At 39.7% G+C, this 25,590-nt stretch carries 26 protein-coding genes; 13 read left to right on the forward strand and 13 right to left on the reverse strand.

Features of this window, described 5'->3' with window-relative positions; all coding sequences use genetic code 11:
* Positions 1 to 4 precede the first annotated feature (4 nt).
* The 4 genes from IPJ86_10765 (at position 5) to IPJ86_10780 (ending at position 5,893) form a co-directional block, all read left to right on the forward strand.
* Entirely contained in the window at positions 5 to 1,336 is a 1,332-nt protein-coding gene (locus IPJ86_10765) for a glycosyltransferase (GenBank protein ID MBK7887745.1), read from the forward strand.
* A complete protein-coding gene (gene asnB / locus IPJ86_10770; protein ID MBK7887746.1) occupies positions 1,324 to 3,156 on the forward strand; it encodes an asparagine synthase (glutamine-hydrolyzing) in 1,833 nt (610 codons plus the stop codon). Before IPJ86_10765 ends, asnB (IPJ86_10770) begins: the two co-directional genes overlap by 13 nt.
* A gap of 109 nt (positions 3,157 to 3,265) precedes the next feature.
* Complete coding sequence (locus IPJ86_10775; GenBank protein ID MBK7887747.1) at positions 3,266 to 3,547, forward strand: hypothetical protein; 282 nt, start codon at positions 3,266 to 3,268, stop codon at positions 3,545 to 3,547.
* Positions 3,548 to 3,556: 9 nt separating this feature from the next.
* The gene (locus tag IPJ86_10780; protein MBK7887748.1) at positions 3,557 to 5,893 is read left to right on the forward strand and encodes a hypothetical protein; all 2,337 of its coding nucleotides are present in this window, start codon (positions 3,557 to 3,559) and stop codon (positions 5,891 to 5,893) included.
* A gap of 2 nt (positions 5,894 to 5,895) precedes the next feature.
* On the opposite strand, the gene IPJ86_10785 is transcribed toward IPJ86_10780, so the two are convergent.
* Genes IPJ86_10785 through IPJ86_10800 form a run of 4 tightly spaced genes read right to left on the reverse strand, consistent with a single transcriptional unit; the run spans position 5,896 to position 8,744 of the window.
* Entirely contained in the window at positions 5,896 to 6,954 is a 1,059-nt protein-coding gene (locus IPJ86_10785; GenBank protein ID MBK7887749.1) for a glycosyltransferase family 4 protein, read from the reverse strand.
* A gap of 7 nt (positions 6,955 to 6,961) precedes the next feature.
* Positions 6,962 to 7,801 carry a class I SAM-dependent methyltransferase gene (locus IPJ86_10790; protein ID MBK7887750.1) on the reverse strand — a complete coding sequence of 280 codons (840 nt, stop codon included), beginning with the start codon at positions 7,799 to 7,801 and terminating at the stop codon, positions 6,962 to 6,964.
* A complete protein-coding gene (locus IPJ86_10795; GenBank protein ID MBK7887751.1) occupies positions 7,798 to 8,226 on the reverse strand; it encodes a hypothetical protein in 429 nt (142 codons plus the stop codon). The genes IPJ86_10790 and IPJ86_10795 overlap by 4 nt, the downstream gene beginning before the upstream one ends.
* Complete coding sequence (locus tag IPJ86_10800; GenBank protein ID MBK7887752.1) at positions 8,151 to 8,744, reverse strand: class I SAM-dependent methyltransferase; 594 nt, start codon at positions 8,742 to 8,744, stop codon at positions 8,151 to 8,153. Before IPJ86_10800 ends, IPJ86_10795 begins: the two co-directional genes overlap by 76 nt.
* A gap of 61 nt (positions 8,745 to 8,805) precedes the next feature.
* Here IPJ86_10800 and asnB (IPJ86_10805) point away from each other — a divergent pair, with 61 nt between their 5' ends.
* From asnB (IPJ86_10805) to IPJ86_10815, 3 genes are read left to right on the forward strand one after another with little or no spacing between them, the layout of a single operon-like run.
* Positions 8,806 to 10,026 carry an asparagine synthase (glutamine-hydrolyzing) gene (asnB, locus tag IPJ86_10805; protein ID MBK7887753.1) on the forward strand — a complete coding sequence of 407 codons (1,221 nt, stop codon included), beginning with the start codon at positions 8,806 to 8,808 and terminating at the stop codon, positions 10,024 to 10,026.
* Entirely contained in the window at positions 9,939 to 10,697 is a 759-nt protein-coding gene (locus IPJ86_10810) for an asparagine synthase C-terminal domain-containing protein (protein ID MBK7887754.1), read from the forward strand. The genes asnB (IPJ86_10805) and IPJ86_10810 overlap by 88 nt, the downstream gene beginning before the upstream one ends.
* Before the next feature lie 15 nt (positions 10,698 to 10,712).
* Complete coding sequence (locus IPJ86_10815; protein ID MBK7887755.1) at positions 10,713 to 12,176, forward strand: polysaccharide biosynthesis C-terminal domain-containing protein; 1,464 nt, start codon at positions 10,713 to 10,715, stop codon at positions 12,174 to 12,176.
* Between the two features lie 145 nt (positions 12,177 to 12,321).
* Here IPJ86_10815 and IPJ86_10820 read toward each other — a convergent pair whose 3' ends face one another.
* The 5 genes from IPJ86_10820 to xerD all read right to left on the reverse strand — a co-directional run bounded on the left by IPJ86_10820 (position 12,322) and on the right by xerD (position 16,170).
* Positions 12,322 to 12,522, reverse strand: coding sequence for a hypothetical protein (locus IPJ86_10820; protein ID MBK7887756.1), 201 nt, complete (start codon positions 12,520 to 12,522; stop codon positions 12,322 to 12,324).
* 4 nt (positions 12,523 to 12,526) lie between these two features.
* Positions 12,527 to 13,294 (reverse strand): hypothetical protein, encoded by a 768-nt coding sequence (locus tag IPJ86_10825; GenBank protein MBK7887757.1) that lies wholly within the window; start codon positions 13,292 to 13,294, stop codon positions 12,527 to 12,529.
* 5 nt (positions 13,295 to 13,299) lie between these two features.
* Complete coding sequence (locus IPJ86_10830; GenBank protein MBK7887758.1) at positions 13,300 to 14,256, reverse strand: ion transporter; 957 nt, start codon at positions 14,254 to 14,256, stop codon at positions 13,300 to 13,302.
* An 83-nt stretch (positions 14,257 to 14,339) separates the two neighbouring features.
* Positions 14,340 to 15,056: an oxidoreductase gene (locus IPJ86_10835; GenBank protein MBK7887759.1), complete on the reverse strand. Its 717-nt coding sequence runs from the start codon at positions 15,054 to 15,056 to the stop codon at positions 14,340 to 14,342.
* A gap of 211 nt (positions 15,057 to 15,267) precedes the next feature.
* Positions 15,268 to 16,170: a site-specific tyrosine recombinase XerD gene (gene xerD, locus IPJ86_10840; protein ID MBK7887760.1), complete on the reverse strand. Its 903-nt coding sequence runs from the start codon at positions 16,168 to 16,170 to the stop codon at positions 15,268 to 15,270.
* A 55-nt stretch (positions 16,171 to 16,225) separates the two neighbouring features.
* On the opposite strand from xerD, the gene aroQ reads away from it, so the two are divergent.
* The 6 genes from aroQ to trmD all read left to right on the forward strand — a co-directional run bounded on the left by aroQ (position 16,226) and on the right by trmD (position 20,653).
* Positions 16,226 to 16,675, forward strand: coding sequence for a type II 3-dehydroquinate dehydratase (aroQ, locus tag IPJ86_10845; protein MBK7887761.1), 450 nt, complete (start codon positions 16,226 to 16,228; stop codon positions 16,673 to 16,675).
* Positions 16,676 to 16,741: 66 nt separating this feature from the next.
* Positions 16,742 to 17,401, forward strand: coding sequence for a peroxiredoxin (locus tag IPJ86_10850; protein ID MBK7887762.1), 660 nt, complete (start codon positions 16,742 to 16,744; stop codon positions 17,399 to 17,401).
* A 67-nt stretch (positions 17,402 to 17,468) separates the two neighbouring features.
* The gene (locus IPJ86_10855; GenBank protein MBK7887763.1) at positions 17,469 to 18,416 is read left to right on the forward strand and encodes an amidinotransferase; all 948 of its coding nucleotides are present in this window, start codon (positions 17,469 to 17,471) and stop codon (positions 18,414 to 18,416) included.
* A gap of 6 nt (positions 18,417 to 18,422) precedes the next feature.
* Positions 18,423 to 19,490: a CoA transferase gene (locus tag IPJ86_10860; protein MBK7887764.1), complete on the forward strand. Its 1,068-nt coding sequence runs from the start codon at positions 18,423 to 18,425 to the stop codon at positions 19,488 to 19,490.
* A gap of 26 nt (positions 19,491 to 19,516) precedes the next feature.
* Positions 19,517 to 19,954: a GNAT family N-acetyltransferase gene (locus tag IPJ86_10865; GenBank protein ID MBK7887765.1), complete on the forward strand. Its 438-nt coding sequence runs from the start codon at positions 19,517 to 19,519 to the stop codon at positions 19,952 to 19,954.
* A gap of 15 nt (positions 19,955 to 19,969) precedes the next feature.
* Positions 19,970 to 20,653: a tRNA (guanosine(37)-N1)-methyltransferase TrmD gene (gene trmD / locus IPJ86_10870; GenBank protein MBK7887766.1), complete on the forward strand. Its 684-nt coding sequence runs from the start codon at positions 19,970 to 19,972 to the stop codon at positions 20,651 to 20,653.
* A gap of 1 nt (position 20,654) precedes the next feature.
* Here the strand turns inward: trmD and IPJ86_10875 are convergent, their stop codons facing one another.
* Genes IPJ86_10875 through IPJ86_10890 form a run of 4 tightly spaced genes read right to left on the reverse strand, consistent with a single transcriptional unit; the run spans position 20,655 to position 25,587 of the window.
* Entirely contained in the window at positions 20,655 to 21,797 is a 1,143-nt protein-coding gene (locus IPJ86_10875; GenBank protein MBK7887767.1) for an undecaprenyl/decaprenyl-phosphate alpha-N-acetylglucosaminyl 1-phosphate transferase, read from the reverse strand.
* A complete protein-coding gene (gene rfbC, locus IPJ86_10880; protein MBK7887768.1) occupies positions 21,798 to 22,352 on the reverse strand; it encodes a dTDP-4-dehydrorhamnose 3,5-epimerase in 555 nt (184 codons plus the stop codon).
* Position 22,353: 1 nt separating this feature from the next.
* Positions 22,354 to 24,786, reverse strand: a complete 2,433-nt coding sequence (locus tag IPJ86_10885; GenBank protein MBK7887769.1) for a polysaccharide biosynthesis tyrosine autokinase — start codon at positions 24,784 to 24,786, stop codon at positions 22,354 to 22,356.
* 18 nt (positions 24,787 to 24,804) lie between these two features.
* Positions 24,805 to 25,587 (reverse strand): polysaccharide biosynthesis/export family protein, encoded by a 783-nt coding sequence (locus IPJ86_10890; protein ID MBK7887770.1) that lies wholly within the window; start codon positions 25,585 to 25,587, stop codon positions 24,805 to 24,807.
* Between the last annotated feature and the right edge of the window lie 3 nt (positions 25,588 to 25,590).

The following is a 25,590-nucleotide window of genomic DNA, read 5'->3' on the forward strand; positions in this document are numbered from 1 at the left end:
CACAATGGTATTGGAGAAGGTGCTGGTGATTACGTACTACTGGCCTCCCAGTGGAGGAGCAGGCGTACAACGCACCTTGAAGTTTGTAAAGTACTTTTTGAATTTCGGTCTATTGCCTGTGGTTCTCACTGTTGATCCTTCCAAAGCAAGTTATCCGGTAGTAGATGAGTCGTTGCTCAGCGATGTGCCAAAGGGAGTGAAAGTGATTACCACTAACAGTTTCGAACCGTTAAATATTCTATCGTCAATTGCAGGGAAGAAGAATGTCCCTTACGGTGGTTTTGCCAATGCGAATAAGGAATCGTTGACTCAAAAGGCACTGAGATGGATCAGGGGGAATTTTTTTATTCCTGATGCAAGAGTAGGGTGGGTTTCCTATGCGGTAAATGCTGCAAAAAAAATTATCAAAGAGGAAGGAATTACTTGTGTGTATATTTCCAGTCCTCCGCATTCCTCTCAATTGATCGGTTTAGAACTTCGGAAAACCTATCCCAATCTTTGTTGGATAGCTGATTTACGCGACCCCTGGACCGATATTTATTATTATAAAGATTTATTACACACTCCACTTGCCGCCCATAAAGATGCGCAGTTCGAACGAAATGTACTGGAGCAGGCTAATATTATTCTCGTAGTAAGTGATGCCATTAAGAGAAGCTTTCTCTTAAAGTCTGATTCCATCTCTGAACAAAAAATTCATGTAATACCCAATGGATATGATGAAGATGATTTCAAAGAAAAGATTGTAAGTGTTCCGGGTCAATTCGTAATTACATATGTAGGAACGATGGCAGATATTTATAAACCGGAAGTGTTTTTTAATGTGTTAAGTACTATCATTCGTCAATTTGCTGATTCAACCATTAAATTCAGATTTGTAGGTAATGCGCCCGTCTCTATCCGTAAAATGGCCATGGATGCAGGAGTGGAAGCACATTGTGAATGGATCGGACATGTGTCGCATGCAGCGGCGGTGCGCTATATGCAGGAAGCGAATATGCTCTTGCTGGTGATTCCTGACAGTGAAGGGGCGAAAGGAATTTTAACAGGAAAATTATTTGAATACTTAGGTGCACGTAATCCGATATTGGGAATTGGTCCGGCGGATGGAGATGCGGCTGCCATCTTGAATGAATGTGCAGCAGGAGTGATGCTGGAACGCTCCGAACAACAAAAATGTTGGATTTCCTTTCCGATCATATTAATACCTGGAAGAGTGGTGGGAATATTTATTCAGGTAATGAAAAAATATTGGATTATCGTCGTTCAGCACTTGCCCGTCAGGTTGCGCATTTACTGGGTGCAGAAATATTATAGAATGATATGTGTGGAATAGCCGGATTCATCGACCCTACTTTAAAAAACTCAGATAGAGCACCTCTGCTGGAGAGCATGCTTCATGCGATTGCTCACCGCGGACCTGATGCGCGTGGGAAATATTTTGAAGATGCGGTGGCACTCGGGCATAACCGGTTATCGATAATTGATTTGAGTGAGGACGGGAATCAACCCATGATCAGGAATGGGAATTATATTGTTTACAACGGAGAAGTCTATAACTATAGGGAGATACGTAAAACACTGGAAGCAGAAGGTGTGGTTTTTCATACGCAGTCGGACACAGAAGTAATTATGGCTACCTATGAGAAGTATGGCAAAGATTGTGTTCAGTATTTTGTTGGGATGTGGGCTTTCGCTTTATGGGACAGTAAACAGAAATTGTTATTCTGTTCCCGTGACCGATTTGGCATCAAACCTTTTTTTTACATTTTGGAAGGGGATAAATTTTATTTTGGATCGGAATACAAAGCGTTGTTTAAGAGTCCATGTTTTAAAAAGGAGATCAATGAATCGCAAGTATTAAGAGGGCTACAGTTAGGCTGGAATACGTATCACGATGAAACATATTATTCCTGTTTAAAAGCATTGCCTGCTGCGCATAATCTAATATTTAAAGCAGGACAACAAGTAGATATTCATTCCTATTGGAATATAGATCCGTCCAGGCAGAATCGAATGAATTGGGAGGAAACTATATCCCGGTTCAGAGCAGGTTTTATCGACAGTGTGCGTCTGCACATGCGCAGTGATGTGGAAGTAGGAGGATGTTTGAGCGGTGGTCTGGATAGTTCTGCCATTGCTTCGGTAATTGGTGAAGAATTTCCGGCAGCGGCCTTTAAAACATTTACCATTTATTACGAGGGGAAGAATGATGTAGATGAGCGCCCTTGGGTCAAAGAAGTGCTGAAAAAATATCCGCAATTCGAACCCTTTTATTTTACGCCCACCGATGATGATATCAGTAGTAATTTTGAAAAGGCACTCTATCATGCAGATGTACCTGTAGTAGGTTCTTCTCCCATTTCACAATACTTCCTGATGCAACTGGCTGCTAAGAATGGCATTAAGGTCGTGTTGGATGGACAGGGATCGGATGAAATAGCGGGGGGATACCTGCATTCTTTTTACCGGTTGATCGGAGGTTGTTTTTCATCGATGGAGCCCTTAAAAGGAATTGCTGAACTGAATGCGCATGCTTCATTGCAAAACTATTCGCTCTCAAAAAAATCAAATCTGCTTTTTAAAAGCATGCTTGCAGGATGGAAAAGTGAGCAGTCACTCTATGAGTTAGAATACAAACATTATTATCCATTTTTAGCAAAGCAGGATACCATTCCCTTTGCACTCGAAAAATTCGGAGGGAGCAGGTTGAACAACTTCTTGTACCATCTCACCTTCAACAGCAGCTTGCCCACACTATTGCAATTTGAAGATCGTAATTCCATGGCCTTTTCCATTGAGTCGCGTGTACCCTTCCTGGATCACCGTTTGGTAGAATTCATCTTCTCCTTACCCGACGAAGCAAAAATTCACAAAGGGGCCACCAAGCGTGTATTGAGAGAAGCCTTGCGGGGCATCCTGCCCGATCCCATCACCGACAGAAAAGACAAGAAAGGCTTTGTGACACCTGGCGAAGTCAAGTGGCTCCGAGGACCATTATCGTTCTTGCTTGACCAGCAATTTGGAGACATCAGCTTCCTGAACAAGGCAAAAGTACAATCACTCATTGATGCCTTCAAAAAGGGAGATAACAGCAATGCCAATCTCGTTTGGCGGGTAGCGGTTTTGAGGTGGTGGATGGGTGGGGGAGTTTGAAGTTTAATGTTCAATGTTTAATGTTTAATGTTTAAGGTTTAAGGTTCAAGGTTTAAAGTTTGAAAAAGTCCTTTTTTTCATTTACCTTTACTTTTACTTAGAATGTCTCATGAGAAAGCAACCACTTTTATTTATTTTACTTGTCACAGGATATTTTTTTCGCCTTGATGTTGCGTGGGCGCAAAATTTAATATTTGAAAAGCATTTTGGAGGGGGAGGAGACGATGGAATTTATGACCTTGTGGTTGATCAGAATAATGATATTTATGTTTTAGGTTGGTATTCCGGTCAGGTAGATTTGGATCCCGGTGCCGGAGTTGATTTGGCAAATGGCTTTGGAAACAGAGATATTTTCTTAACGAAGTATGATTCTAATGGAAGTTATTTATGAGGATTTGGAATGGGAGGTTCATTGCAGGATGAAGGTTCGTCATTAGCTATTGATTCATCCAATAATGTAGTCATGATCGGAAGATTTAGTGGTACTGTGGACTTTGATCCAAACCCCTCATTTTATATTGCCAGTAGCGCCGGTAGCCGAGATGTGTTTTTTGCAAAGTTTTCACCACAGGGATTGATGCTTTGGGTTAAAACATTTGGAGGAAATATATATGATGATGCAGAGGACGTGGTTGTTGATGAACTAAATTGTATTTATCTGGCGGGCAGTTTTCAAAGTACCGTTGATTTTAATCCGGATACTATGCTTACTATTTCCCGAACAAGTTTTGGTTTGGACGATTGCTACGTGGCAAAATTTGATTCGAACGGAGTGTTAATTTGGGTGAATACATTTGGAGGAGTTGGAAGTGATGATGTGGGTGCACTTCAATTAGATGGAAGAGGCGGAGTCTATTGTGCAGGTTATTATTCAGGTATAACAGATTTCGATGGCGGTGTTACTCAAAATTTAATGACTGCTGTTGGAAATTCAGATATTTTTTTATGCAAGTTTGATACTGCCGGAGCATTGCAGTGGGTGACCGGAACAGGAAGTGTTGGTTTTGATGCAGCATTTGGTATTGAAATTTACAGAGATAAAGTGTATTTAACCGGTGTGTTTTCACAAAGCATAGATTTTGATCCGGGATCCGGAGTGGATATGAAAACTTCATTTGGGGATATGGATGTTTTCATTGCTCAATATGACACCCTTGGAACCTATTTATGGGTGGAGCAATCCGGTAGTACAGGTGCTGATGTAGGTATGGATATTTCTATTGATGATAACTATAGAATAGTTGCAACTGGATTGTTTAGATCCACAAGTGTTTTTAATGGGGGGGGCAATTCCATTTCTTTGTCTGCTGCCGGTGATCGAGATATATATGTCTCTTTTATCGACTCATCGGGCTATTTGATAGAGGTGTTCCCGGTTTCAAGTATTGGAGTTGAAAATATTCGTACTGTCATTGCTACTAACAACTCTCAATTCTTTATATCAGGTTTTTATGGTGGAGTGACTGATTTTGATCCGGATAGTGGTGCATCAACGAGTACAGTTTGCATGGGGATTACAGATGCATTTTTTGCAAAGTATGGGTTTTATAGTTGCGATAGTCTTACTTCGGTCGGAGCAATTTCAGGTGCGAGCATCGTTTGTGAAGGGGATACAATGATTTATTCAGTGCCACCTGTTGCCGGAGCAACTGAATATAATTGGAATATTCCGTTGGGTTGGCAAGAAATAGGTTATTCAACTAATACGATTATTCTTGTTCCGCAGGATTCCGGTGGACAGATTTCCGTTGTGATTTCAAATGATTGCTTTTCATTAACATCTTCTTTATTTGCTGTAACTTTAACGGATACGATAATGGAACACCATTTTGACAGTGCATGTGTTGGAAGTATTTATGTTTTTCCGGATGGGTCAGTTGGTACTTCTGATACCATCCATTATAGTCGTTTTACAGATGTCAATGGATGTGATAGTGTAATTGTCACGACACTTACTTTTTTCAATACATTTTCTATTGTAAATAATGTGACCATTTGTGCTGGCTCTTCTTATACAGTTAATGGCAATACTTATACTCTGGCTGGAACATATTACGATACACTGCTCAATAGTTTAGGTTGTGACTCTGTCATTGAAACGAATTTATCTATCATTCCACAAAATCTTTTTCTTCAAAGCGTAAATATATGCGATGGAGATACCTTATATGTTGGTTCGACTGCATATATAACAGGTGGTATTTACATTGATACTTTAGTGTCAGTTGCATTTTGCGATAGTATTGTTATTTCTAATTTACAGGTTAATATGGTTGACACTAGTCTTACAATTATTCCCGGTACTTTTACCTCGAATCAAGCCGGGGCAATTTATCAGTGGTGTGAATGCACTATTAATTCGTTAGCCCCTATTCCCGGTGCAGTAAATCAATCTTTTGTTTTACCATTTAATGGCAATTTCTCAGTCATTATTAATTGGAATGGATGTGTGGATACCTCCGCATGTTTGAATTCGATTTTGTCTGGAAATGTTGAAGTTGACTTGTTTGGGGATTTGAAGATGTTTCCCAATCCGGTACAACAGTCATTGGTTATTGAATCTGAAAATGAATTGACGGGATTTAAATTGTTTGCTATAGATAGCCGTAAAATATTAAATCACGAATTCCCTTTTAAGCAAATTACTGTTGATTTAAGTGGTTTTGCAGACGGGATATATATTCTGCAGGTTTCAAAAAAAGACTTTGTTTTGAATCGATTAATATATAAAAACTAATTTCACAAAGGATTGGGAGTTGTCATTTGTTTTAAAATTTGCTGAAACTTATTTTTTCGTTCGTTGTACGTGTATTTTTTTTCTATTATTCCCCTTATCGATTTTCTACTAACAGGCTCTCTTCCTTTAATTTCATTTATTAAGTTCTGTAAATCAGAAAAATTTCTTTTTTTAAGAATATATCCGCATTCACCTATTATTTCCGGCATCGAAAAAACGTTCGAAACAATCGGCGTACATCCGCAAAGCATTGCTTCACACAATGCATTTGGGAAGCCCTCAGCCATGGATAATTGCATGTAATATTCATACTCATTAAATAGCTCCGGCAAATCTTTATGACGGATGGGTGGCAACACCATCACATTGTTCGATTTAATGTCTAATTTTTTCCATTCGGGAACACCGGCAATGGTAAAAGTACAATCGGGAAAAAGTGCTGCCACCTCAAGAATCAAATCAATGCCTTTCAGCGCCACCTGGAATGGATATTCAAAGCTTCCGGAAAGTGTAATAAAGCTCCTTGGTTTTCTTTCTTTATGAAGCAATGGCCATTGTTCAGGATCGTAACCATTCGGAATAGCAGTGTATGGTGTATTAAGTCCTTTAATGAAGGCTTTTATACCTTGCTCTGCAGGTTCCTTTTCATCATAATCATATTTGGTAAAATAGAGCGTCTCATGCTTAGGGGCAAGATGACTACATAATTGATAAGACCATTTGGTAAAGGTTTTCAATACAGGCCGATAAAAGTTTCCGTAGCGAATCCCGGGGAAGGAAACACAATCTGTACCGCCGGAGATGATAATTGATTTTTTTCCGGTAACCCTTGCAAATAGGCAGGGTAAGAAGCTATGGTAGCCTGAGAATTGACATATAAAAAGATCTGTTCTCCAACCATAAAACAAGAGAAACAGTAACTGTTTTATAAAATTGAAAGGTAAGAGATACTTTTGAGCCAGGTTGAAGTAATTATTTTTAACTGTTGCAATGGACTCAAATAGCTGTTTATCTTTTAGAATGAAAGAAGAGGCATAAAAGTAAGTATGAATTATCCTCATGTCAATGCTAATTCTTTAACTCCGGTTTGCGTGCAGCGACAATCATGCCGGCGCAAAATATTTCATTCTTGGGTAGATGAACTATTCGGTCGTCAATCAGCCAAAAGGCTTTTCCGATCAATTGAAATCCTTTAAGGATATATTTCTTCAGCTTTAAAAACTTTACTTTTTTATTATCAATTTCATCCAAAGTAACGCCAAATGAAACAGGAATAATTCTTTCTGACTGGATTATTTCAAAACCTGCTTCTTTGATATAGTGTTCAATATCTTTTAATCCCATTACTTTATGGATATCGTAAACAGGTTTGTTCATCCACTTTTGTAAATAGCCGGTTACTCCGGTCAAATTAGGAATAGTGGTAATTAGAATACCGCCCGGTTTAAGGAATGCTCCAATTTTATCCAGTACATCAACCGTGTTATTGAAATGCTCTACCACTCCAAAGGAGCACACTACATCGTATTGATATAAAAGCTCCCCGGGAGGATTAAACAAATCACCAAAATGAATATCTCCCTTTACACCATCTCGCTCAAGAATTTTCTTCGTTTGTGCACAACCATATTCTGAGTAATCAAGTCCTGACACTTTAAAACCGAATTGTTTCGCGAAGTAGGACAAGTATACCGAATTACCACACCCTATTTCAATAAGTGATTTAGTTGTAGGACTCAGGTTAAAAAATAATTTCGAGTAGAAATCATGCAATTTTCTGAATGCATAATCTTCTAAATTTCCAGATTGAATGCTTACAGCTTTTGGAAGTGAAGTGTTTGCCCAAAAATCTGTCCAGTAAGCTTCTCCCGCTTTGTCAATTGTTTTATTTGAAGATTCACTATTCATTTTACCCCCCTGGCTTCAACCCCATTCCCATCTTCATTGATCCAAATGTTTTTGGCCTGAAGTTTTTCAAGTGTCTTTCTGATTTGTTCAGGGGTACGAAGGTGCTTATAATAATCCGTCAACTGATCGTAGGTATCGAGTTTACTCCACTCGTAATGGAAATCTCTGTTTTGTTCCGGATATTGTTTCATGTAAACTATTAAAGGGGAAATACGATGCAATAGCCAGTTGAAGACAGGTTTGTCTTTGAATTTCCAATGAAGTGGGAAGAAGAAGTTGACAATAGTATCAACGATCTTTTTAGATTTTACCGGCTTCATTTCCTTTAAAATCGACCTGTAGATGGGCGTCAGTGTAGAGTAATAGCCAATTCGCCACTTGTAATGATCAATAACCAATAGTCCTCCGGGTTTGACTTTTCCCAAAGACAACGAATTGTTTTTTCAGGATCAGGAGTATGCTGTATTACACCAAGACAAACTACAATGTCAAATAGATTGTTCGTGTACGGTAGCTCATAAACACTTGCTTGAGCAATGGTGTAATTGGCGGCTTCTCCAATGTTTTCTTTATTTACTTCTACAGCAACACTTAGATCAACAGAGTGAACCAATGCTCCTCCTTTAACGAGCAACTCCGTAAACCTTCCTGCTCCGGCTCCGACTTCAAGAAGCGTTTTCCCTTTTAACTCCGAAATAGGAAATCCTAAGCATCGTTCTAATCTGCTTTGGGTGATATCCGTTCGGCTAAAACTGTCCAGTTGTGTCTTGGCAAAATTTTTCCATTGAAGTCCAAAAGCAGAGGCATAGTTGTCTTCCGGTACAAATCGGGGAATTCCATTGATCAACGGAAAATGCTCTCCTGTGTTACTAATTAATTGATCACCGTTAAGATACAGTTGTTCTCCGGTTTTTGGTGAGTAATAGGGCAGTAGATTCGACATATCGAGGCCATGAAATTACCAAATTCTATGATTTGCTGCTTTTCTTAGTTTTGTGAATAATATGTGTGGATTTGCCGGATTTATTGATTTTGAGGGTCATTATGACCTTTCCATTGTAAAAGCTATGGCTGATACCCTTGTACATAGAGGGCCTGATGATCAGGGGTATGAGTTTCTAAACCATGGCAATGCTAGTATTGGCTTAGGATTTCGACGACTTTCTATCATAGATTTAAGTCCCGCCGGTCATCAACCTATGTTCAGTCCTGATGGTAATGTCGTCATCATGCTGAATGGGGAGATTTATAATTATCAGGAACTTAGGCTGGATCTTGAGGCGAAAGGATGTAAGTTTGTTTCAAGTTCGGATACGGAAGTGGTATTGCAGAGCTACATTTATTATGGAGTGAAGTCCATTGATAAGTTTATAGGAATGTTTGCGATTGTCCTTGTGGATAAAGCAAAAGGCAAATTGTTTCTAATCAGAGATAGAGCAGGAGTAAAGCCGTTATTCTATCATCAATATGATAAGGGAATTCTATTTGCTTCTGAACTTAAAGCATTCCATAAGCACCCTTCATTTAAAAAGGTGATTAACAGATCAGCTCTAAAAACATACTTTCTTAATGGAAATATTCCTGCACCGGAAACCATTTTTGAACAGACCTTTAAAGTTGCACCCGGATATTATATCGAAATTGATATTGGAAAGAGAAGTTTCAATGCTGTTAAGTACTGGGACGTATTTGATGGTTACAATCTGCCACAAATTAAAATTTCATACGAGGAAGCGTTGACTGAAACTGAAAATCTTCTCAGTTCAGCCTTTAATTACAGAATGGTAGCTGATGTACCCGTTGGTGTATTTCTTAGCGGTGGTTATGATAGTTCTGCTGTTGCTGCTATTCTTTCTAAAAATGTTACTAATCTGAATACCTTCACTATTGGTTTTGATGATAAGGCGTTTGATGAAAGTCCACATGCTAAAATAGTAGCCCGGCATTTGGGAACCAACCATCATGAATACTTTTGTACCACGAAGGAAGCAATGGATATCTTACCGGATATTCCTGAAATTTATGATGAGCCTTTTGGTGATTCTTCAGCGATCCCAACTACTCTTGTTAGTCGTATAGCCCGGAAGCACGTTACAGTAGCTTTATCAGCAGATGCAGGCGATGAACTTTTTGCAGGATATCCTCGTCATCAGAAAATAGTTCACTACCTTTCAAAACTGATGGGTATCCGAATGTTTTTAATCAGGTTGGTGCGGGAGTATTGAGTTTATCTAGGCTAAATACTCCTTCAATTTCAAAGGCCGATATACCGGAGAAGTTGCGTGCCTATCTTGGAGCTAAGGGACCATTGGAAAAGTTTCATATCGTAAATCAAACGTATACGGAAAAGGAAATTAACAGGCTTGTAAAAGGGAAGGCTGTTTTTTCTCACTTGCCATTTAATGATGATAGGGGTCTTAACGAAAGTAAGGATGTCCTCAATAAAATTCTGGCTGTCGAGTATAAAACCTATCTTGTAGATGATATACTTCAAAAAGTGGATCGGGCTACGATGTCTGCAAGTCTGGAAGGAAGGGAGCCCTTCTTAGATCATCGCCTGGTGGAGTGGTTAGCTGTATTGCCTTCTACATATAAATTGAATGAGGGAGTATCTAAGCGGCTGCTGAAGGATATTGTGCATAAATATATTCCCAAAGAAATGATGATTCGTCCTAAAATGGGATTTGGAATTCCTGTTAAAAATTGGTTGAAGAATGAGTTGCGGGAGTTGTTTGAGGAAATAGTTGATGTTAAGTTTTTGAAGGAACAGGATTTGTTGAATAGCGAACTTGTTCTGGAACTGAAGAAGGATTATTTGAATGACAAATTACATGATTTCGAGCGATTATGGTTTGTATTTATCTTTTTGCAATGGTATAAAAAATGGATGTTTTAAATTGAAGGTGAATCTATGGGCGTAATCAAACGTCAGGGCATTAAAAATACCATCGCCACCTATATCGGGTTTGTGATAGGGTTTGTCAATCTTATTATTATTCAGCCTAATTTTCTTTCGAAAGAGGAGCTGGGCTTGACAAGAGTGCTTTATTCTTTCGCTTTGCTGGTGGCCATGTTTGTTCCGATGGGTATTGGTAATGCCACTACCCGCTTTTTTCCGATGTTTAAGAATACGGAGAAGAGGCATCATGGCTATTTTGGCTTTATGCTTTTGTTTCCGCTTGCAGGTTTTATCCTTGCTGCCGGCGTTCTTCTTCTCTTTAAGGATTTTATTATGTCGCGCTATGCCGCCGAATCCCCACTGTTTAATGAGTTTTTCTATTATGTCTTCCCGCTTACTTTTATAATTTCTATCATTTCCGTGTTGAGTATTTACTGTTCATCGAATTTTAAAAGTACAATCCCAACCTACCTGAACGATGTTATTGTCAGGTTGCTGACCATCGTGGTCGTAAGTCTCTATTATATCAAATGGCTCAATCTGGACCAGTTTATTTTCGCTTTTACCGCGATATATGCGTTGCAATTGTTGGGATTGTTGGTCTATATCTTTCAATTCGACAGGCCGGGATTTAAAATCGACTGGGCCTATTTCCATCAGCAGAAATTTGGTGCGCTCATTCGATATGGTTTATTGCTTTGGTTTGCAAGTGTGGCTTCTATCGGACTGAAGTACTTTGATGCTATAATGATCGGTCAGTATATGCCGCTAAGTTTCGTTGGCATTTATACCGTTGCAGCATTTATTCCAACGATCATCGAAGCCCCATTGAATGCTTTTGACCGGATTGCCTCTTCTAAAATAGCGTTCGCCTGGCAGGAGAAGAATATGGAGGAAATAAAATCCATTTATCATAAATCCAGCTTGTACATGTTTATGATCGGCGGATTTTTGTTCCTGAATGTAAACCTCAATATCTATGACCTCCTCACATTTTTACCGGAAGGTTATCAGCAAGGTGCATCCATTGTGATGTTGCTGAGTACCGGCAGTTTATTTAATATGGCTACCGGACTGAATGCTGCCGTACTTTTTACCTCTGAGAAGTATCGCTATGGTGCGGTGTTTCTGATCTCGCTGGCAGTAGTCGTGTTGATTCTGCAAATTGTACTGATTCCCATCTTCGGTATGATAGGTGCCGCCCTGGCGACAGTCCTGGCATCATTTTTTTATAATGGATTATTGTTTTGGTTCGTGAAAAAGCATTTCAATTTACAACCTTTCGAAAAAGAAAACACCCTTTTACTTTTGCTGATCATTTTCCTCTTCGCCATAGGCTGGTTCCTGCCATCTACCGGAAATCCTTTGTTAAACATTGCGTATAAAGGAACCTTGGTCTCCGGTATTTATATAGCTGTTGTCTATTTTAAAAACCTTGCTCCCGAAGCCTTCGAGTGGTTCAAAAAAGGTAAGTAGTTGTTGAGGTACTGTTGAGATACATTGATATACTGTTGAGATGCGGTGGATATACGGTTGAGATGGAGTAGATATACGGTTGAGATGAAGTGGATATACGGTGGATATACGGTTGAGATGGAGTAGATATACGGTTGGGGCAAGTTCATCTAAGAAGTCCAACTACCTCTACCGTATATCCACCGTATATCCACCGTATATCCACCGTATATCCACCGTATATCCACCGTATATCCACCGTATATCCACCGTATATCCACCGTATATCCACCGTATATCCACCGTATATCCACCGTATATCCACCGTATATCCACCGTATATCCACCGTAGCTCCAAGTATATCAATGTATCACAACTTTTTCAACATCGCCTCACATGTCTTTTTATTCATCTCATCATCAGGTGAACGGATCGGAATGTTCAATGCTTTTTGAAGCCAGTTTTTTGCCTGTTGTTTATCGTTGATTTCATTGCGCTCAATATAACTATTTGCAGCTTCAATATAATGAATGGCATTCAAGGGTTCGAGTTGGATTGCTTTTTCAAAATTAAGAATGGATTCCTCATGTGAACCACCTTCCAGACCACCAAAAATTGCTTTTATCATTGCCCTTTCGAAGCCGCTAAATCCGGCAACCACCCGATGCCATCTTCCGAGGATGTGATAAGGGCCGGGTAATTTTGGATCTAGTTTTATGGCTGTTTCTGCTTCGGATTTAATCAGTTTTGCATTTTGGATTTTAGTTTTATTTCCTGCATGTTCACTCATCCTTCCTACAGCAACTGCATAGGCATAGTGTGCATTGGCATGCTGGGGATGTTGGGTAATGGCTTTTTTGCCTAAATAAGCTCCTGTGCGATACCATTGTTGGCGGGCTTCTTCAGTGGATTGTCCAAAGCCCAGAATAGAATAGATATAAGAAGTCCGCCATAAATACTCCACATTCGAAGAGTCAGACTTCAATAAGTTTTTGAAAATCGTAAGGGCATCATTCCATTTTTTCTCCCCCTGAAGCTTAGTAGCGTAGTTGTATAACTGTTCTTTGTTTTTTAATTCCTGCCCTATTGAGGGAGAGTAGTGAAGTATTAAAATAAGAACAAGGAGTTTTTTAATCATAATAGTCATACAGTTTCATAGGAGGATATATTTCGCAAATCAAGCGCCGTTCTGCCATCTTCTGCAGTGGAGATAATGGAATGGAATTTCGCATTTTGGATAAGCTCCTGCCATTTATAGGAAGTGCGTGAATACACCTGTTGCACATAAGTATCATCAATGGCTTTTATATTGACCATGAATTCCGCATCCAGTGATTTGTAGTCCTTTGCTGTAAGTTCTTTTAAAGGACTCTCTTCATTGATAGGATGAACAACCGTCCAGCTCATGGCCAATAAATTAATCTTTTCCACTTCAAGTTTAAGCCGTTGAAATCGTCTGAATATTTTGCCATTGAATTCTTCATTGTAAGCAAATAACAGGAGCGCTTCTACCTCGATGAGCTGATTGGTACGCGCATTGGTAATTCGGAGCATTAAGGCAGTAGGGGCATTCAATGAAAGCGTTGCATGTGTGTAGGGAGATATCAGAATATTGTCACTGTAAATCAATTTAGCAGTTGGTCGTGAAAATCTTCCGTATAAGAGTCCGGTGGCAAGAGCGAAACCCAGCAAACCAATCATGGACTCAATTGCCGCCATACTGCTTGTAAAGGTGCCTATAGGATTAAGTCTTCCGTATCCAACCGTGGTAAGTGATTGCGCACTGAAGAAAAAGACTTCGAGGAAATGTTCCCATTCCGTTGTATATATCATTCCGGCGATTCCGTTTGGTGCAATAAAATAATATATAAGACTAAAGAGGGTATTGGTTGCTATATAAAACAAGAAAACCAGGAGGTTAAATTTCCACCAACTCATCGTAATGAGGGAATGATAAATATTGATGATATTGAATCTGGGCTCACCCAATCTTAAAATATTGGCGCTACCATCTTTATTGAGAATCCTTTTTCCGGAAGAATTGGTTATTGTACCAAACCCGAATTCAGACGCTTCGTTTTTCTTAAAAATTTTGACCATTTTCCGATGTTAGTTCCTGCTGTAGTAAATTATTTAATGGTTTTTACGAGAATGAAATGAAGCAGAATTGGAAAATGTTTGGTTCAATCATAAGATTCAAAACGAATCGATTTCCTGTCATAGCCCATCACTTCGAGCCGGTGTCTGGCCTCTTTAAGCATATCAGCCCATCCACAAATGTAAAAATAGGCCGACCGGTGATCTTTAAAGATTTCCTCGTAAGTTGTGTGAACATAGCCTGTCAATCCTTTCCATCCTTCATTTGCACGGGATAAGACAGGAAGAAATTTGAAAGTGGGAAATTTTTCCTGTAATCCTTCCATCTCCTTCCTGTATAGAATGTCTTTCTCCCATCTGTTTCCAAATACAAGATATAAGTTTCTGTGCGGAATTCCCTTGTTCAGTATATCCAGAATCTGTGACCGAAGCGGGGCGACTCCTGTCCCTGTTCCAATGAAACAAATATCTCTGTCTATAGTTTCAGGGAGCTGGAATTTACCGAGCACCTTTGAAATTTTTACCGTAGTTCCTATTTGATAATGCTCCCAGATATATGGAGTACCGAGTCCTTTGTCGTTAAGGACAATGCATAATTCAAAAATATTATCATCACTTGGCGGAGAAGCGATGGAATAACTGCGATTGGTGTATTTGGAAGCAATGGGCAAGTCGAGCATGATGAATTGACCGGCTTTAAATGAAAAGGGGACTTCATCCGGAACTTTAATAAAGTACCTCTTCACACGTTCATTTTCATCAATAATATTTACAACCGTTGCATCGCTGAACTGATAGGCCATAGCGCATTAAAGTTTTGTTAAAAATACTTCGAATTGTGGTGCTCGCCAAACAAGGCGGATGGAATCTCTGAATTATTTTTTAGCAGTATCGGACTTTAACAAAGAAATGGATAGAAAATCAGTAGGTTACCCTTAAGTTTTATGTTGAAAACAGTGGGACACTCCTGTTCAGGTCGATGCTGATTAATTGCGTTAAAAGCTGTACGAAGGGTTATCCGCGAGGGTGGAACTGTAAAATTGCAGAGCGTAGATAATCTTTATCCAAATGGGTGTAAATTTCCGTTGTGGTAATACTACTATGTCCTAACATCTCCTGCACCGCCCTTAAATCAGCCCCTCCTTCAATTAAATGTGTAGCGAAGGAATGCCGGAAGGTATGCGGACTAATAGTAGTTCGAATGCCCGATTTCAGAGCAAGATTTTTTATGATGGTAAAGATCATGACGCGTGTGAGTTTTCTTCCTCTTCTGTTTAAGAATATAAAATCCTCATGTCCAGGTTTGATGTCCAGATGGCATCGGTAATTGTCTTTGTACAGCAAAATTTGCTTCATCGCTGAATTCCCAATAGGAACAATTCTTTCTTTGTTTCCTTTACCGGTAACCTTTACAAAACCGGCATCAAAGTAGGTTTGACTTAATTTTAAGGAAATAAGCTCTGAAACCCGGAGTCCACAGGAATACAAAGTTTCCAATAGTGCTTTGTTTCTTTGTCCTTCCGGTTGGCTTAAATCAATAGCCTCCAAAAGAGTGTTTATTTCTTCTACAGTGAGGAAATCGGGTAGTTTTTGTCCTATTTTAGGTCCTTCGATGAGTTCAGTAGGGTCGTCCTGTACCAGATTTTCCATGAGCAGGTATTTGTAAAAAGCCTTTACGCCTGAAAGAACTCTGGCCTGCGTTCGGGCCGTCATTCCCAATTCATTTATCCATACAATAAATTCCTGCAATACCTCATGTTTGAGCTGTTCAGGCATTACGGTGTTCTTTTTATAGTCAAGAAACTGCACCAGTTTTTCCAAATCATGCTCATAAGCTTCCAGTGTATTCAGGGAAAGCGAGCGTTCCAACTGAAGGTAGCTGCGAAAACCTTTGATATAGGATTGCCAGGGATGCATGAGAATGCGAAGATAGAACCTTGTACTATTAAAGAACATCTTAACTTCGCAACTTATGAGAATTGATATCCTTAACGGACCTAATCTGAACCTGCTGGGTAAAAGGGAGCCGGGTATTTATGGAAATGAGAGTTTCGAATCCTATCTGGAGCAGTTGCGAATGGCATTCCCCGATATAGATATCCACTACTTTCAAAGTAATGTGGAAGGGGAGCTGATAAACAGACTCCATGAGGTAGGATTTTCTTCAGATGGAATTGTATTGAATGCCGGTGGTTATACTCATACCTCTGTAGCCATTGCCGACGCTGTTGCCGCTATAGCTACACCTGTCATTGAAGTGCATATTTCAAATATTTATGCCAGAGAGGAGTTTCGTCATATCAGTCTCCTTTCCCCAAAATGCAGGGGGAGCATTGCGGGACTTGGTATGGAAGGCTATAAATTGGCCCTGTATTACTTTTACACAACTTTAATTTATTTTGTGACATATCTTATTAAATAGTGTGACTTCTGTTACTGAAATCTGCTATTTGAATGCGGAACTTTGTATCAACAAATTAAAACAGATATGGAAAGCACACAAGAACATACTCAAATGCCCCGGATAGGAGATAAAGCTCCGGATTTTGAGGCGATCACTACGATTGGTAAATTAAAATTCTCCGATTACAATAAAGGAAACTGGATTGTATTTTTTTCTCACCCCGCTGATTTTACTCCGGTCTGTACCACAGAAATGAGTGCATTCGCGGTAGAGGAACCAAAGTTCAATGCCATGGATACAAAGCTCCTCGGTTTAAGTATTGATAGCATTCACTCCCATATTGCGTGGGTGCACAATGTGAAGGAGAAGATGGGGATTAGCATGAAATTTCCGATCATCGCTGATATTGATATGAAAGTGGCAAAATTATATGGCATGCTTCAGCCGGGCGAAAGTGAAACAGCGGCAGTCAGGGCTGTGTTTTTTATTGATCCCACAGGAAAAATTCGTTTGATCATGTATTATCCGCTCAATGTTGGTCGAAATATGGATGAAATCTTTCGCGTCCTGAAAGCCCTCCAGGTAAGCGATGAACATAAAGTGGCCATGCCATTGAATTGGAAGCCCGGTGCAAAAGTGATTGTTCCGCCGCCTAAAACTTTAATAGATATGGAGGAGCGAGATACCAACACTTCTTACGAGAAGATTGATTTTTACCTCTGTAAGAAAGAATTGGCTGTGTAAAAAAATAGTATTTATTTAACAGGCTTCTCCGGAATTGTTGGAGAGGCCTGTTTACTTTTGAGTGGTAATGAAGAATAATCTCCTGAGCCAACAGGCAAGTATAGTAATGATGGTTCGTCCGGCATTTTTTGGATTTAATCCGGAGACAGCGGCAAGTAATGCTTTTCAGCAGGAGCGGAAAGGAGCAATAGCAGATAGCCTCCACGAACAGGCCCTTCGCGAATTTGATTTGGTGAGAGAAAAATTAGTTGTTGCAGGAATCAATGTGCATGTTTTTCAAAATGCAGATGTGGATACACCTGATGCTATTTTTCCCAATAACTGGTTCAGTACCCATCACGATGGCACCTTGGTACTCTATCCCATGCTGGCTCTAAATCGCCGTCGTGAAAGAAGTTCCGGTCTTGAGCAGTATCTGGAAGGAGCATTTAAAATCAACCGAAAACTTGATCTTACCTCTTGGGAAGAGCAAAGTAAATTTCTCGAGGGTACAGGTAGTATTGTTTTTGATCATGCTTGCAAAATGGCTTATGCGGTATCGAGTCCAAGGACGAATTTGGAAGTCTTGCATGCACTTTGTATAGAATTGAATTACGATTATCATTCTTTTCATTGTAATGATGCAATTGGAAATCCGGTCTATCACACCAACGTGGTGATGCATATTGGTGAAAATTATATCATGTATTGTGAGGAGGGGATTCCTTCGGAAGAAGAACGAAGTAGATTGAAAATAAGTTTTTCGGATTCCGGAAGAACATTACTGACTTTGTCATTGGCGCAGATGAATTCTTTCTGTGGAAATATGCTTCAAATTAAAAATCGTGATGGTCGTTTGTTTACCGTTTGTTCACGTACGGCTTATGATTCGTTAGAGGAAAAGCAGCTTGAGCAAATGCAGGAGCATACTGAATTTTTAATTGTAGACATTCCTGTTATTGAGAATGTAGGAGGAGGTGGCGTGCGCTGTATGCTTGCTGAAATTTTCCTTGAACCAAAAATAGTAGCACACTAAATGGATATTTTCAAAGGGCTCCGCGTAGTTGAACTGGCCAATGTTTTGGCAGGACCTGCTGTTGGAATGTTTTTCGCGGAGTTAGGAGCGGAAGTGATTAAAATAGAAAATAAGAGTACCGGTGGCGATCTCACCAGGAAATGGAAATTGCCGGTGGAACAAAAAGAATCAACAACGTCTTCTTATTATCATTCGGTCAATTGGAATAAAGAAATACTTTTTCTTGATCTGAAGGAGGCAGTAGATCATGCTGTTGCAATAGAGAAAATCAGTGCTGCTGATTTACTCATTACAAATTTTAAGAGTGGAGATGCAGAAAAATTAGGAATGAGTTCTTCGGTACTGCTTTCCCGTTATCCTTCGCTGATTATTGCAGAAATTACAGGCTTTGACGATCAGGAAAGAGTGGCTTATGATGCCGTATTGCAGGCGGAGACAGGGTTCATGTCGCTGAATGGAAATCCGGGAGATCAACCGATGAAAATGCCTGTGGCATTGATCGATCTTTTAGCTGCCCATCAATTAAAGGAAGGAATACTGATCGCATTACTGCAACGTGCTAAAACAGGAAAGGGGTGCAAAGTGACAGCATCCTTGTACCGTTCTGCAATAGCTTCATTAGCGAATCAGGCAAGCGCCTATTTAAATACCCATGTTGTTCCTTTGGCTTCCGGATCATTGCATCCTACCATTGCTCCTTATGGTGAAATGTTTCGCTGCGCTGATGGACAATTGGTGCTCCTGGCAGTGGGTACAGACAAGCAGTTTTTGCGTTTGCTGGATATTTTGAAAGCAGAAGAAATGGGGTCCGATCCACTTTTTTCAACCAATACTAACCGGGTTATCAATCGTAAGATTCTTGCCGAAAAGTTAAATAAGTATATAGCGTTATTGACATCTGAAAATCTTCTTTCGGCCTGTCATCGCGCAAAAGTTCCTGCAGCATCAGTACGATCTATCGATCAGGTTTTTATGGACCCTTCCATTCAATCTATGGTGTTGGAACAACAGGAAGGTGATGGTAGTGTCAGTAAGAGAGTAGCAACAGTAGCATTTAAAATTGAAAATGAATGAGCAAGCTTCCTGAAAATTTCAAGTTCATGGATCCATTCCATTCGAACAGAGAAGACGAGTATTTCCTGCTGCGATGGGAAGTCCTTCGCAAGCCATGGAATCAGCCCAAAGGGACGGAGAGAGATGAACTCGAGCAGAAGTCCTTGCATCGGATGATTGTAGGTGCTGATGAAGTAATCGTGGCAACAGGTCGTCTTCAGCTTAATGAACCCACTGTGGCTCAAATACGATATATGGCCGTTCATGAGCAATTCAGGGGGCTTCAGCTGGGGAAGGCGATGATGGAAGAGCTGGAGTCTTTGGCGCTTGATGCGGGTGCGGAGAAAGTAATTCTGCAAGCCAGAGAAAATGCCTTGCAATTTTATGAATCCTGTGGTTATGAGATCGTGATGGAGACTTTTTTACTGTATGAGAGTATTCAGCATTATCTGATGGAAAAGATTTTAGTAAAGATTCCTGAATGATCTTAAATTTGCACAATGCGGATAGATATCATCACAGTGCACCCTGAGTTACTGGAAAGTCCCTTTAATCATTCTATATTAAAAAGAGCCAAAGAGAAGGGATTGGTGGAAGTAAATCTCATCAACCTTCGTGATTATGCATTCAGCAAGCACCACAATACCGATGACTATGCCTTTGGAGGTGGTGCAGGAATGGTGATGATGATTGAGCCGATTGCTTTATGTATAGAGGCGCTTCAATTGAAGAATACGTATGATGAAATAATTTACATGAGTCCGGATGGTGTTATGCTCGATCAACCGTTGGCCAATTCCATATCGCTTCAGCAAAATATCATACTGCTTTGCGGGCATTATAAGGGTGTGGACGAGCGGGTACGGGAGCATTTCATCACCAGGGAAATCAGTATCGGCAACTATGTATTGTCAGGAGGTGAATTGGCTGCTGCAGTGCTTTGTGATGCGGTGATTCGTTTAATTCCGGGGGTGCTGAATGATGAAACCTCTGCTTTGTCCGATTCCTTTCAGGATAACTTGATCGCACCTCCTGTGTATACACGTCCTGCAGAATTCAGAGGTTGGAAAGTACCGGATGTACTTCTTTCAGGACATGAAGCTAAAATCAATCAATGGAGATATGAACAGTCGTTGATACGCACACAGGAGCGAAGACCGGATTTATTGAGAAAAAACGAGTAAGTTAGTTTCCCGCAGGAGTATTTTCCTGATTAAGTTTTATCTCCCTTAAACGGGCTCTGGTTTTTAAACTTCCATTTCTGGTCGTATAAAAGAAGAAAGCGAGCAATGCAGAGAAATAGGCGAAAAAGATGAGACTATGAGTATGCGTCCATTCTCCAAGAAATTCTTCAATGATGACATTTAACAACAATGAAATAAAGGCTAACGCTAGAAATACGATGCCTACTTTTCCATCAGATAGCCCCAGTAAAGCCAGACTATGCGTTGTATGATCCTTACCTCCGATAAATGGAGATCGACCTGCAGAAAGACGATTTACGACCACCACCGTCGTATCCAGAATCGGCAGAATAAATGTCATAATAGTAACTGCGAATAATTTCCCGGTGGCCGGTGTAGCGGGAGCGTAGGGATCATTCCAAAAATAGATAATTCCCATTGCTGCCAGGAACACGCCGAGGAACTGACTGCCGGTATCCCCCATATACATTTTTGAAGGATGCCAGTTGAATCTCAAAAAAGCAATCAGGGAGGCAAGAACTCCAATTAAAACCAGGAGATGCATGCTGGTGATATCACCATTATGAAGAATTCTATAGATAGTGTTCACAATGATGCCGATGGATACAGTAGCTGTAATTCCATCCATATTATCCAGCATATTTATAGAATTCATGATACCAATCACCCAAAAAAGTGTTACCGTATAATTTAATATATCACTTTCGAAAATATGAATACTGATTCCCGTACTAATGAGTAGCCCGGCACAAAGCAATTGTACTCCGAATTTTAGCCAGGGCCTGGTATTGTAAGCATCGTCAGCCAGTCCGATAATAAACCCAGCACCACAGGAGAGGAGAATGCCAATGAAGCCTAACTGGTAAGCGTCTTGTGAAGGTTCAAATAAAATGGAGTAGGAGGCGAGAGACAAAAGAAATATGATGTAGAAAGTTATTCCGCCGATGGAAGGTTTCGATAGAGCGCCCCATCTGATAATGGTGCCATCCGAATTATTTCTTATGCCAAGCGTTTTAAAAAACCGGAGAAAAAGAATATTGATCATCATAGAAAAGCCTACCGCTACCGCGAAAAATAGCGTGTATAAAATGAAACTACTGTTTTGTAAGAAACCCTCGGTCATTTATATTTTAAATTCAAATCTTGATTCAATTTGGTTAAACAGGGGCAACTCCCGGTCTTTATCTGATACTATCGGTTGACTGATTCCCCAGTCAATATTTAATTCAGGGTCATTCCAAAGAATTCCACTTTCTGAATTCTTGTCATATAGGTTAGTGCATTTATAAAGAAAAATGGTATTCTCTTCCAAAGATATAAAACCATGTGCAAAACCGGGTGGAATCCAGAATAAAAATTGGTTCTCCGCACTTAATTCCACTTTCAGGTGTTGGCCATAGGTAGGCGAATTTTTCCTGATATCTACTGCAATATCCAGAACGCTACCGGATAACACACGTACTAATTTACCCTGATCAAATGGCGGATGCTGAAAATGTAGCCCTCTCAACACATTTTTCACACTACTGCTTTGATTATCCTGAACAAAATGAGAAGTAATGCCGTTTTTATGAAATACATTTTCATTATAGGACTCAAAGAAGTATCCCCGTTCATCATAAAACACGCGTGGTTTTATAAGCAGAGGTCCGGATATTTCAAACTGAGTTACTTCCATTTCAGGATTTTTTGACATTGAAGAAATGCCTTACTTTTTCGAAAAGATTTTTAGGTTCATTGTCGTCTTCATAATAGCCATAACCATAACTATAGCCATAGCCGTATCCATACCCATAGCTATAACCATATCCATATCCGTATTTCAACCTGGACATTTCTACACCATTTAGAATGATGGATAGATTATTTACTTTATTTTCTGTGATGAGTTTATTGATTTGCGCAATAAACATTTTCTTTGAATAATTAGCCCTTAGGATGTATAAAGGATAATCGGCCTTTTGCATCATCGGAACACCATCGCTCACAATACCTACCGGCGGAAGGTCAATGATAATGACATCGTAAAGGGCTTTCAGATGTTCCAGTAAGGCATCCATTTTCGGATTAATAATTAATTCTGCTGGATTGGGTGGAATAGGTCCGGCTGTAATAAAATCGAGATTAGCCAATGAACTTTTTAATATACATTTTTCAGGGGTGTCTCTTCCGATTAGCAGGGTACTTATACCATGATTGTTTTCAACGTTAAAACCCAAATGGATCTTTGGTTTTCTCATGTCAAGGTCAAGAATAACGACTCTCAGACCTGAAAAGGCAATTACACCGGCTAAATTAATAGCATTAAAAGTTTTTCCTTCTCCGGAAATGGTGGAAGTTACTGCAATGATTTTTGCACCTTCCGTACTTGAAATAAACTGAAGATTTGTTCTAACGGATCTGAATGCTTCAGAGATAACCGATTTTGGATTTTTATCAACCAGCAACTGCGAAATCGGAATTTCACGCTTGTATTTTGGAATGATACCCAAAAGAGCTGCATCAGTATATTGACCTACTTCTTCGAGCGCGTTGATTTCATTGTAGATCAGGTAACGGGTAATGATCAATATGAATCCGGCAATAAAACCAATGATCAGGCAGGCACTGAGTACAAGTGGACGATTCGGGTAAACAGGAACGCCGGTTAATTTAGCTTCTTGTAAAATTATATGTTGGGGGACATATCCTGCGCGGGTAATTGAAAACTCAGCTTTCTTTTCAAGAAGCATTGAATAAAATTTTTCATTGATTGTAAAAAGGCGTTGCAGTCTTCCGTACTCGGCTTGCTGCTGAGGAATTAAACCGAGTTTAGATTCAATTTTTCTATTCTCCTGCTTTCTGATTTCTTTCTTGGCTTTCAATTCAGCTTCTTCATTGAGCAGTGTCCGTTCCAGAAGATCTTGCTGGTTTTTTAATTTTACAGAAAGTGATTTGAAGACTTCACTGTTTTCAGTTGCCTGCTGTCGCAATTGATCTCTTTGATCGATGAGTTCCTGCAGGCGATTCAATTGAGCCGTAATTTGACTATCATCCGTTCTTCCTGCCAATGAAAGTAAAAATTTTCCAATATCATTGTTCGCTCTTACATCTTTTCGGATATTTTCAAAGAGACTAATTTGATAGTCTATGGAATACAACTCGTTTTGTATTTGATCAAGTTGGGATAAAATTGATCCGGCATTCAGGTCAGGATTAATGATTTTATTTTCTTTCTTAAAATTTTCCAGCGAATTTTCAGAATTGCTTAACTGGATATTGATTGCAGCAATGGTGTTATCTATAAAGTCAAGGATTTTATCAGCGACTTCAGAGTTCTTCTCCAAATCATATTTATTAAATTCTGCTGCGATACCATTCACGATATCAGTCGCTTTTTGTTGGTTTTTATCTTTTAATTTAATCTGGATCGTTTTCGCTTCTGAATTTAGGGGAGTAACAACCAGTTCTTTAATGATTTGATCAGCAACAACGGTTAAACTGTTTATCTTAAAAAATATCGCATCGCTGGTAAGATCTTTCTGTAATGTTTGAATAGTGGTATAATCGAGAATATCAATTTTAAAGTCCAATTCATCGGTAGATACCCATTGATTCTCCTTAAATTCCTGGGTGGCCGTAATCTTCGAAGAAGAAAATGGATATACAACAGAAAAGCTGTTTTCGGATTTAAACTCAATAAGAATGGGTTCTTCAAGGATAGAACTATCCTTTACTCTGATTTCTACAGAGAAGGGTGAGATTTTATAGAGCTCATTCGTGAGGATCTCGCCTTTAGAATAATAGCTTACTTCAAAAGGAAGTCGTTTTAATACGCGTTCCAAAATCACTTTTGATCGGATCAATTCAATACTCGAAGCCAGTTTGTTGTTTTGTTCACCAAACCGTTTAACCGTTGTCTCATTGAGAACACTTCGTGCATTATCCTGCTCCGATAACTGAATGATGGAACTGGCTTCATAGACAGGAGCTGTGTACCGTAAAATCAGAAGAGCTGTGAGTATGGCAGTAAGAACGAAAAGAGCAAACCACATGGTGCTTTTTCTTGCGATGGTAATGAGGAGTTTAAAATCAAACTCTTCGTTGATCGGCGATATTTTCTTTTTTGCCATTACAGGAAATAGTGAAGTTTATGGGGTTCTAAAACCGTCTGCGATCTGGTAGAGTAGCGTCAGGCTGGTGATGATTCCCACAATGGGTGCAATTTGCTGCAGTATTTCCTGAGATATTCTTGGCACAGGTTCTACATAGATGATATCATTGGCTTGCAAAAGCAAGTTGCTTTGTTGCATACCTTCAATTGTCGAAAGGTCGATAAGCATTACTTTAGGGTTTCTCAGATCCCCTCTGATCAATTTAATTTTATAAGCTTTTCCGGTATTGGTAAGTCCGCCGGCCAGGGCTAAGGCTTCTATCAGATGCATGTTTTCGTTGTCGAGATTTACTGTTCTTCCACTACCGCCCGTTCCGGGGAAGACAAGTACCCGGCGGTTCATCACCCTGATCATGACAAAGGGCTTGTTGTAAAAGGTAGCGTACTGTTGTTCCAGCACTTTCTCAGCTTCACGAACTGTAAATCCTGAAATTTTTATTTTCCCGATGATGGGAAGTTTAATTTGACCGTCCGGTTCTACTAAAAACTGAGTTTGATTGGTGCCGGGATTGTTCGACATCGGTGAAGAGGCAGAGATGGCAGATGTGGTAAGATCAACCAGTTTGAAGCCATCATTGGTGTAAACATTAAAGCCAATGATGTCATTTGGGGAAATGCGGTACTCAATATTTCCAATAGTTTGGTCATTGGAGTAATTGTAGTCTTTGGGCACTTTGAACATCACACTGGGGTTGATGTTGCAGGAACTAATAATGAACAATAGGGAAGCGGCTGCTAACAAGCGTAGGCTAATTCTCATACA

The sequence above is a fragment of the Bacteroidota bacterium genome (assembly GCA_016713925.1).
Lineage (GTDB): Bacteria > Bacteroidota > Bacteroidia > AKYH767-A > OLB10 > JAJTFW01.

Excerpts from the sequence above, each read along its gene's own strand:
- IPJ86_10875 (MBK7887767.1), bottom strand. The coding sequence starts at position 21,797 with ATGACCGAGGGTTTCTTACAAAACAGTAGTTTCATTTTATACACGCTA.
- IPJ86_10835 (MBK7887759.1), bottom strand. The coding sequence starts at position 15,056 with ATGGCCTATCAGTTCAGCGATGCAACGGTTGTAAATATTATTGATGAA.
- trmD (MBK7887766.1), top strand. The coding sequence starts at position 19,970 with ATGCGGATAGATATCATCACAGTGCACCCTGAGTTACTGGAAAGTCCC.
- IPJ86_10890 (MBK7887770.1), bottom strand. The coding sequence starts at position 25,587 with ATGAGAATTAGCCTACGCTTGTTAGCAGCCGCTTCCCTATTGTTCATT.
- aroQ (MBK7887761.1), top strand. The coding sequence starts at position 16,226 with ATGAGAATTGATATCCTTAACGGACCTAATCTGAACCTGCTGGGTAAA.
- xerD (MBK7887760.1), bottom strand. The coding sequence starts at position 16,170 with ATGCATCCCTGGCAATCCTATATCAAAGGTTTTCGCAGCTACCTTCAG.
- asnB (MBK7887753.1), top strand. The coding sequence starts at position 8,806 with ATGTGTGGATTTGCCGGATTTATTGATTTTGAGGGTCATTATGACCTT.
- IPJ86_10800 (MBK7887752.1), bottom strand. The coding sequence starts at position 8,744 with ATGTCGAATCTACTGCCCTATTACTCACCAAAAACCGGAGAACAACTG.
- IPJ86_10815 (MBK7887755.1), top strand. The coding sequence starts at position 10,713 with ATGGGCGTAATCAAACGTCAGGGCATTAAAAATACCATCGCCACCTAT.
- IPJ86_10790 (MBK7887750.1), bottom strand. The coding sequence starts at position 7,801 with ATGAATAGTGAATCTTCAAATAAAACAATTGACAAAGCGGGAGAAGCT.
- IPJ86_10855 (MBK7887763.1), top strand. The coding sequence starts at position 17,469 with ATGAAGAATAATCTCCTGAGCCAACAGGCAAGTATAGTAATGATGGTT.
- IPJ86_10830 (MBK7887758.1), bottom strand. The coding sequence starts at position 14,256 with ATGGTCAAAATTTTTAAGAAAAACGAAGCGTCTGAATTCGGGTTTGGT.
- IPJ86_10765 (MBK7887745.1), top strand. The coding sequence starts at position 5 with ATGGTATTGGAGAAGGTGCTGGTGATTACGTACTACTGGCCTCCCAGT.
- IPJ86_10785 (MBK7887749.1), bottom strand. The coding sequence starts at position 6,954 with ATGAGGATAATTCATACTTACTTTTATGCCTCTTCTTTCATTCTAAAA.
- asnB (MBK7887746.1), top strand. The coding sequence starts at position 1,324 with ATGTGTGGAATAGCCGGATTCATCGACCCTACTTTAAAAAACTCAGAT.
- IPJ86_10825 (MBK7887757.1), bottom strand. The coding sequence starts at position 13,294 with ATGATTAAAAAACTCCTTGTTCTTATTTTAATACTTCACTACTCTCCC.
- IPJ86_10850 (MBK7887762.1), top strand. The coding sequence starts at position 16,742 with ATGGAAAGCACACAAGAACATACTCAAATGCCCCGGATAGGAGATAAA.
- rfbC (MBK7887768.1), bottom strand. The coding sequence starts at position 22,352 with ATGGAAGTAACTCAGTTTGAAATATCCGGACCTCTGCTTATAAAACCA.
- IPJ86_10885 (MBK7887769.1), bottom strand. The coding sequence starts at position 24,786 with ATGGCAAAAAAGAAAATATCGCCGATCAACGAAGAGTTTGATTTTAAA.
- IPJ86_10780 (MBK7887748.1), top strand. The coding sequence starts at position 3,557 with ATGGGAGGTTCATTGCAGGATGAAGGTTCGTCATTAGCTATTGATTCA.
- IPJ86_10865 (MBK7887765.1), top strand. The coding sequence starts at position 19,517 with ATGGATCCATTCCATTCGAACAGAGAAGACGAGTATTTCCTGCTGCGA.
- IPJ86_10775 (MBK7887747.1), top strand. The coding sequence starts at position 3,266 with ATGAGAAAGCAACCACTTTTATTTATTTTACTTGTCACAGGATATTTT.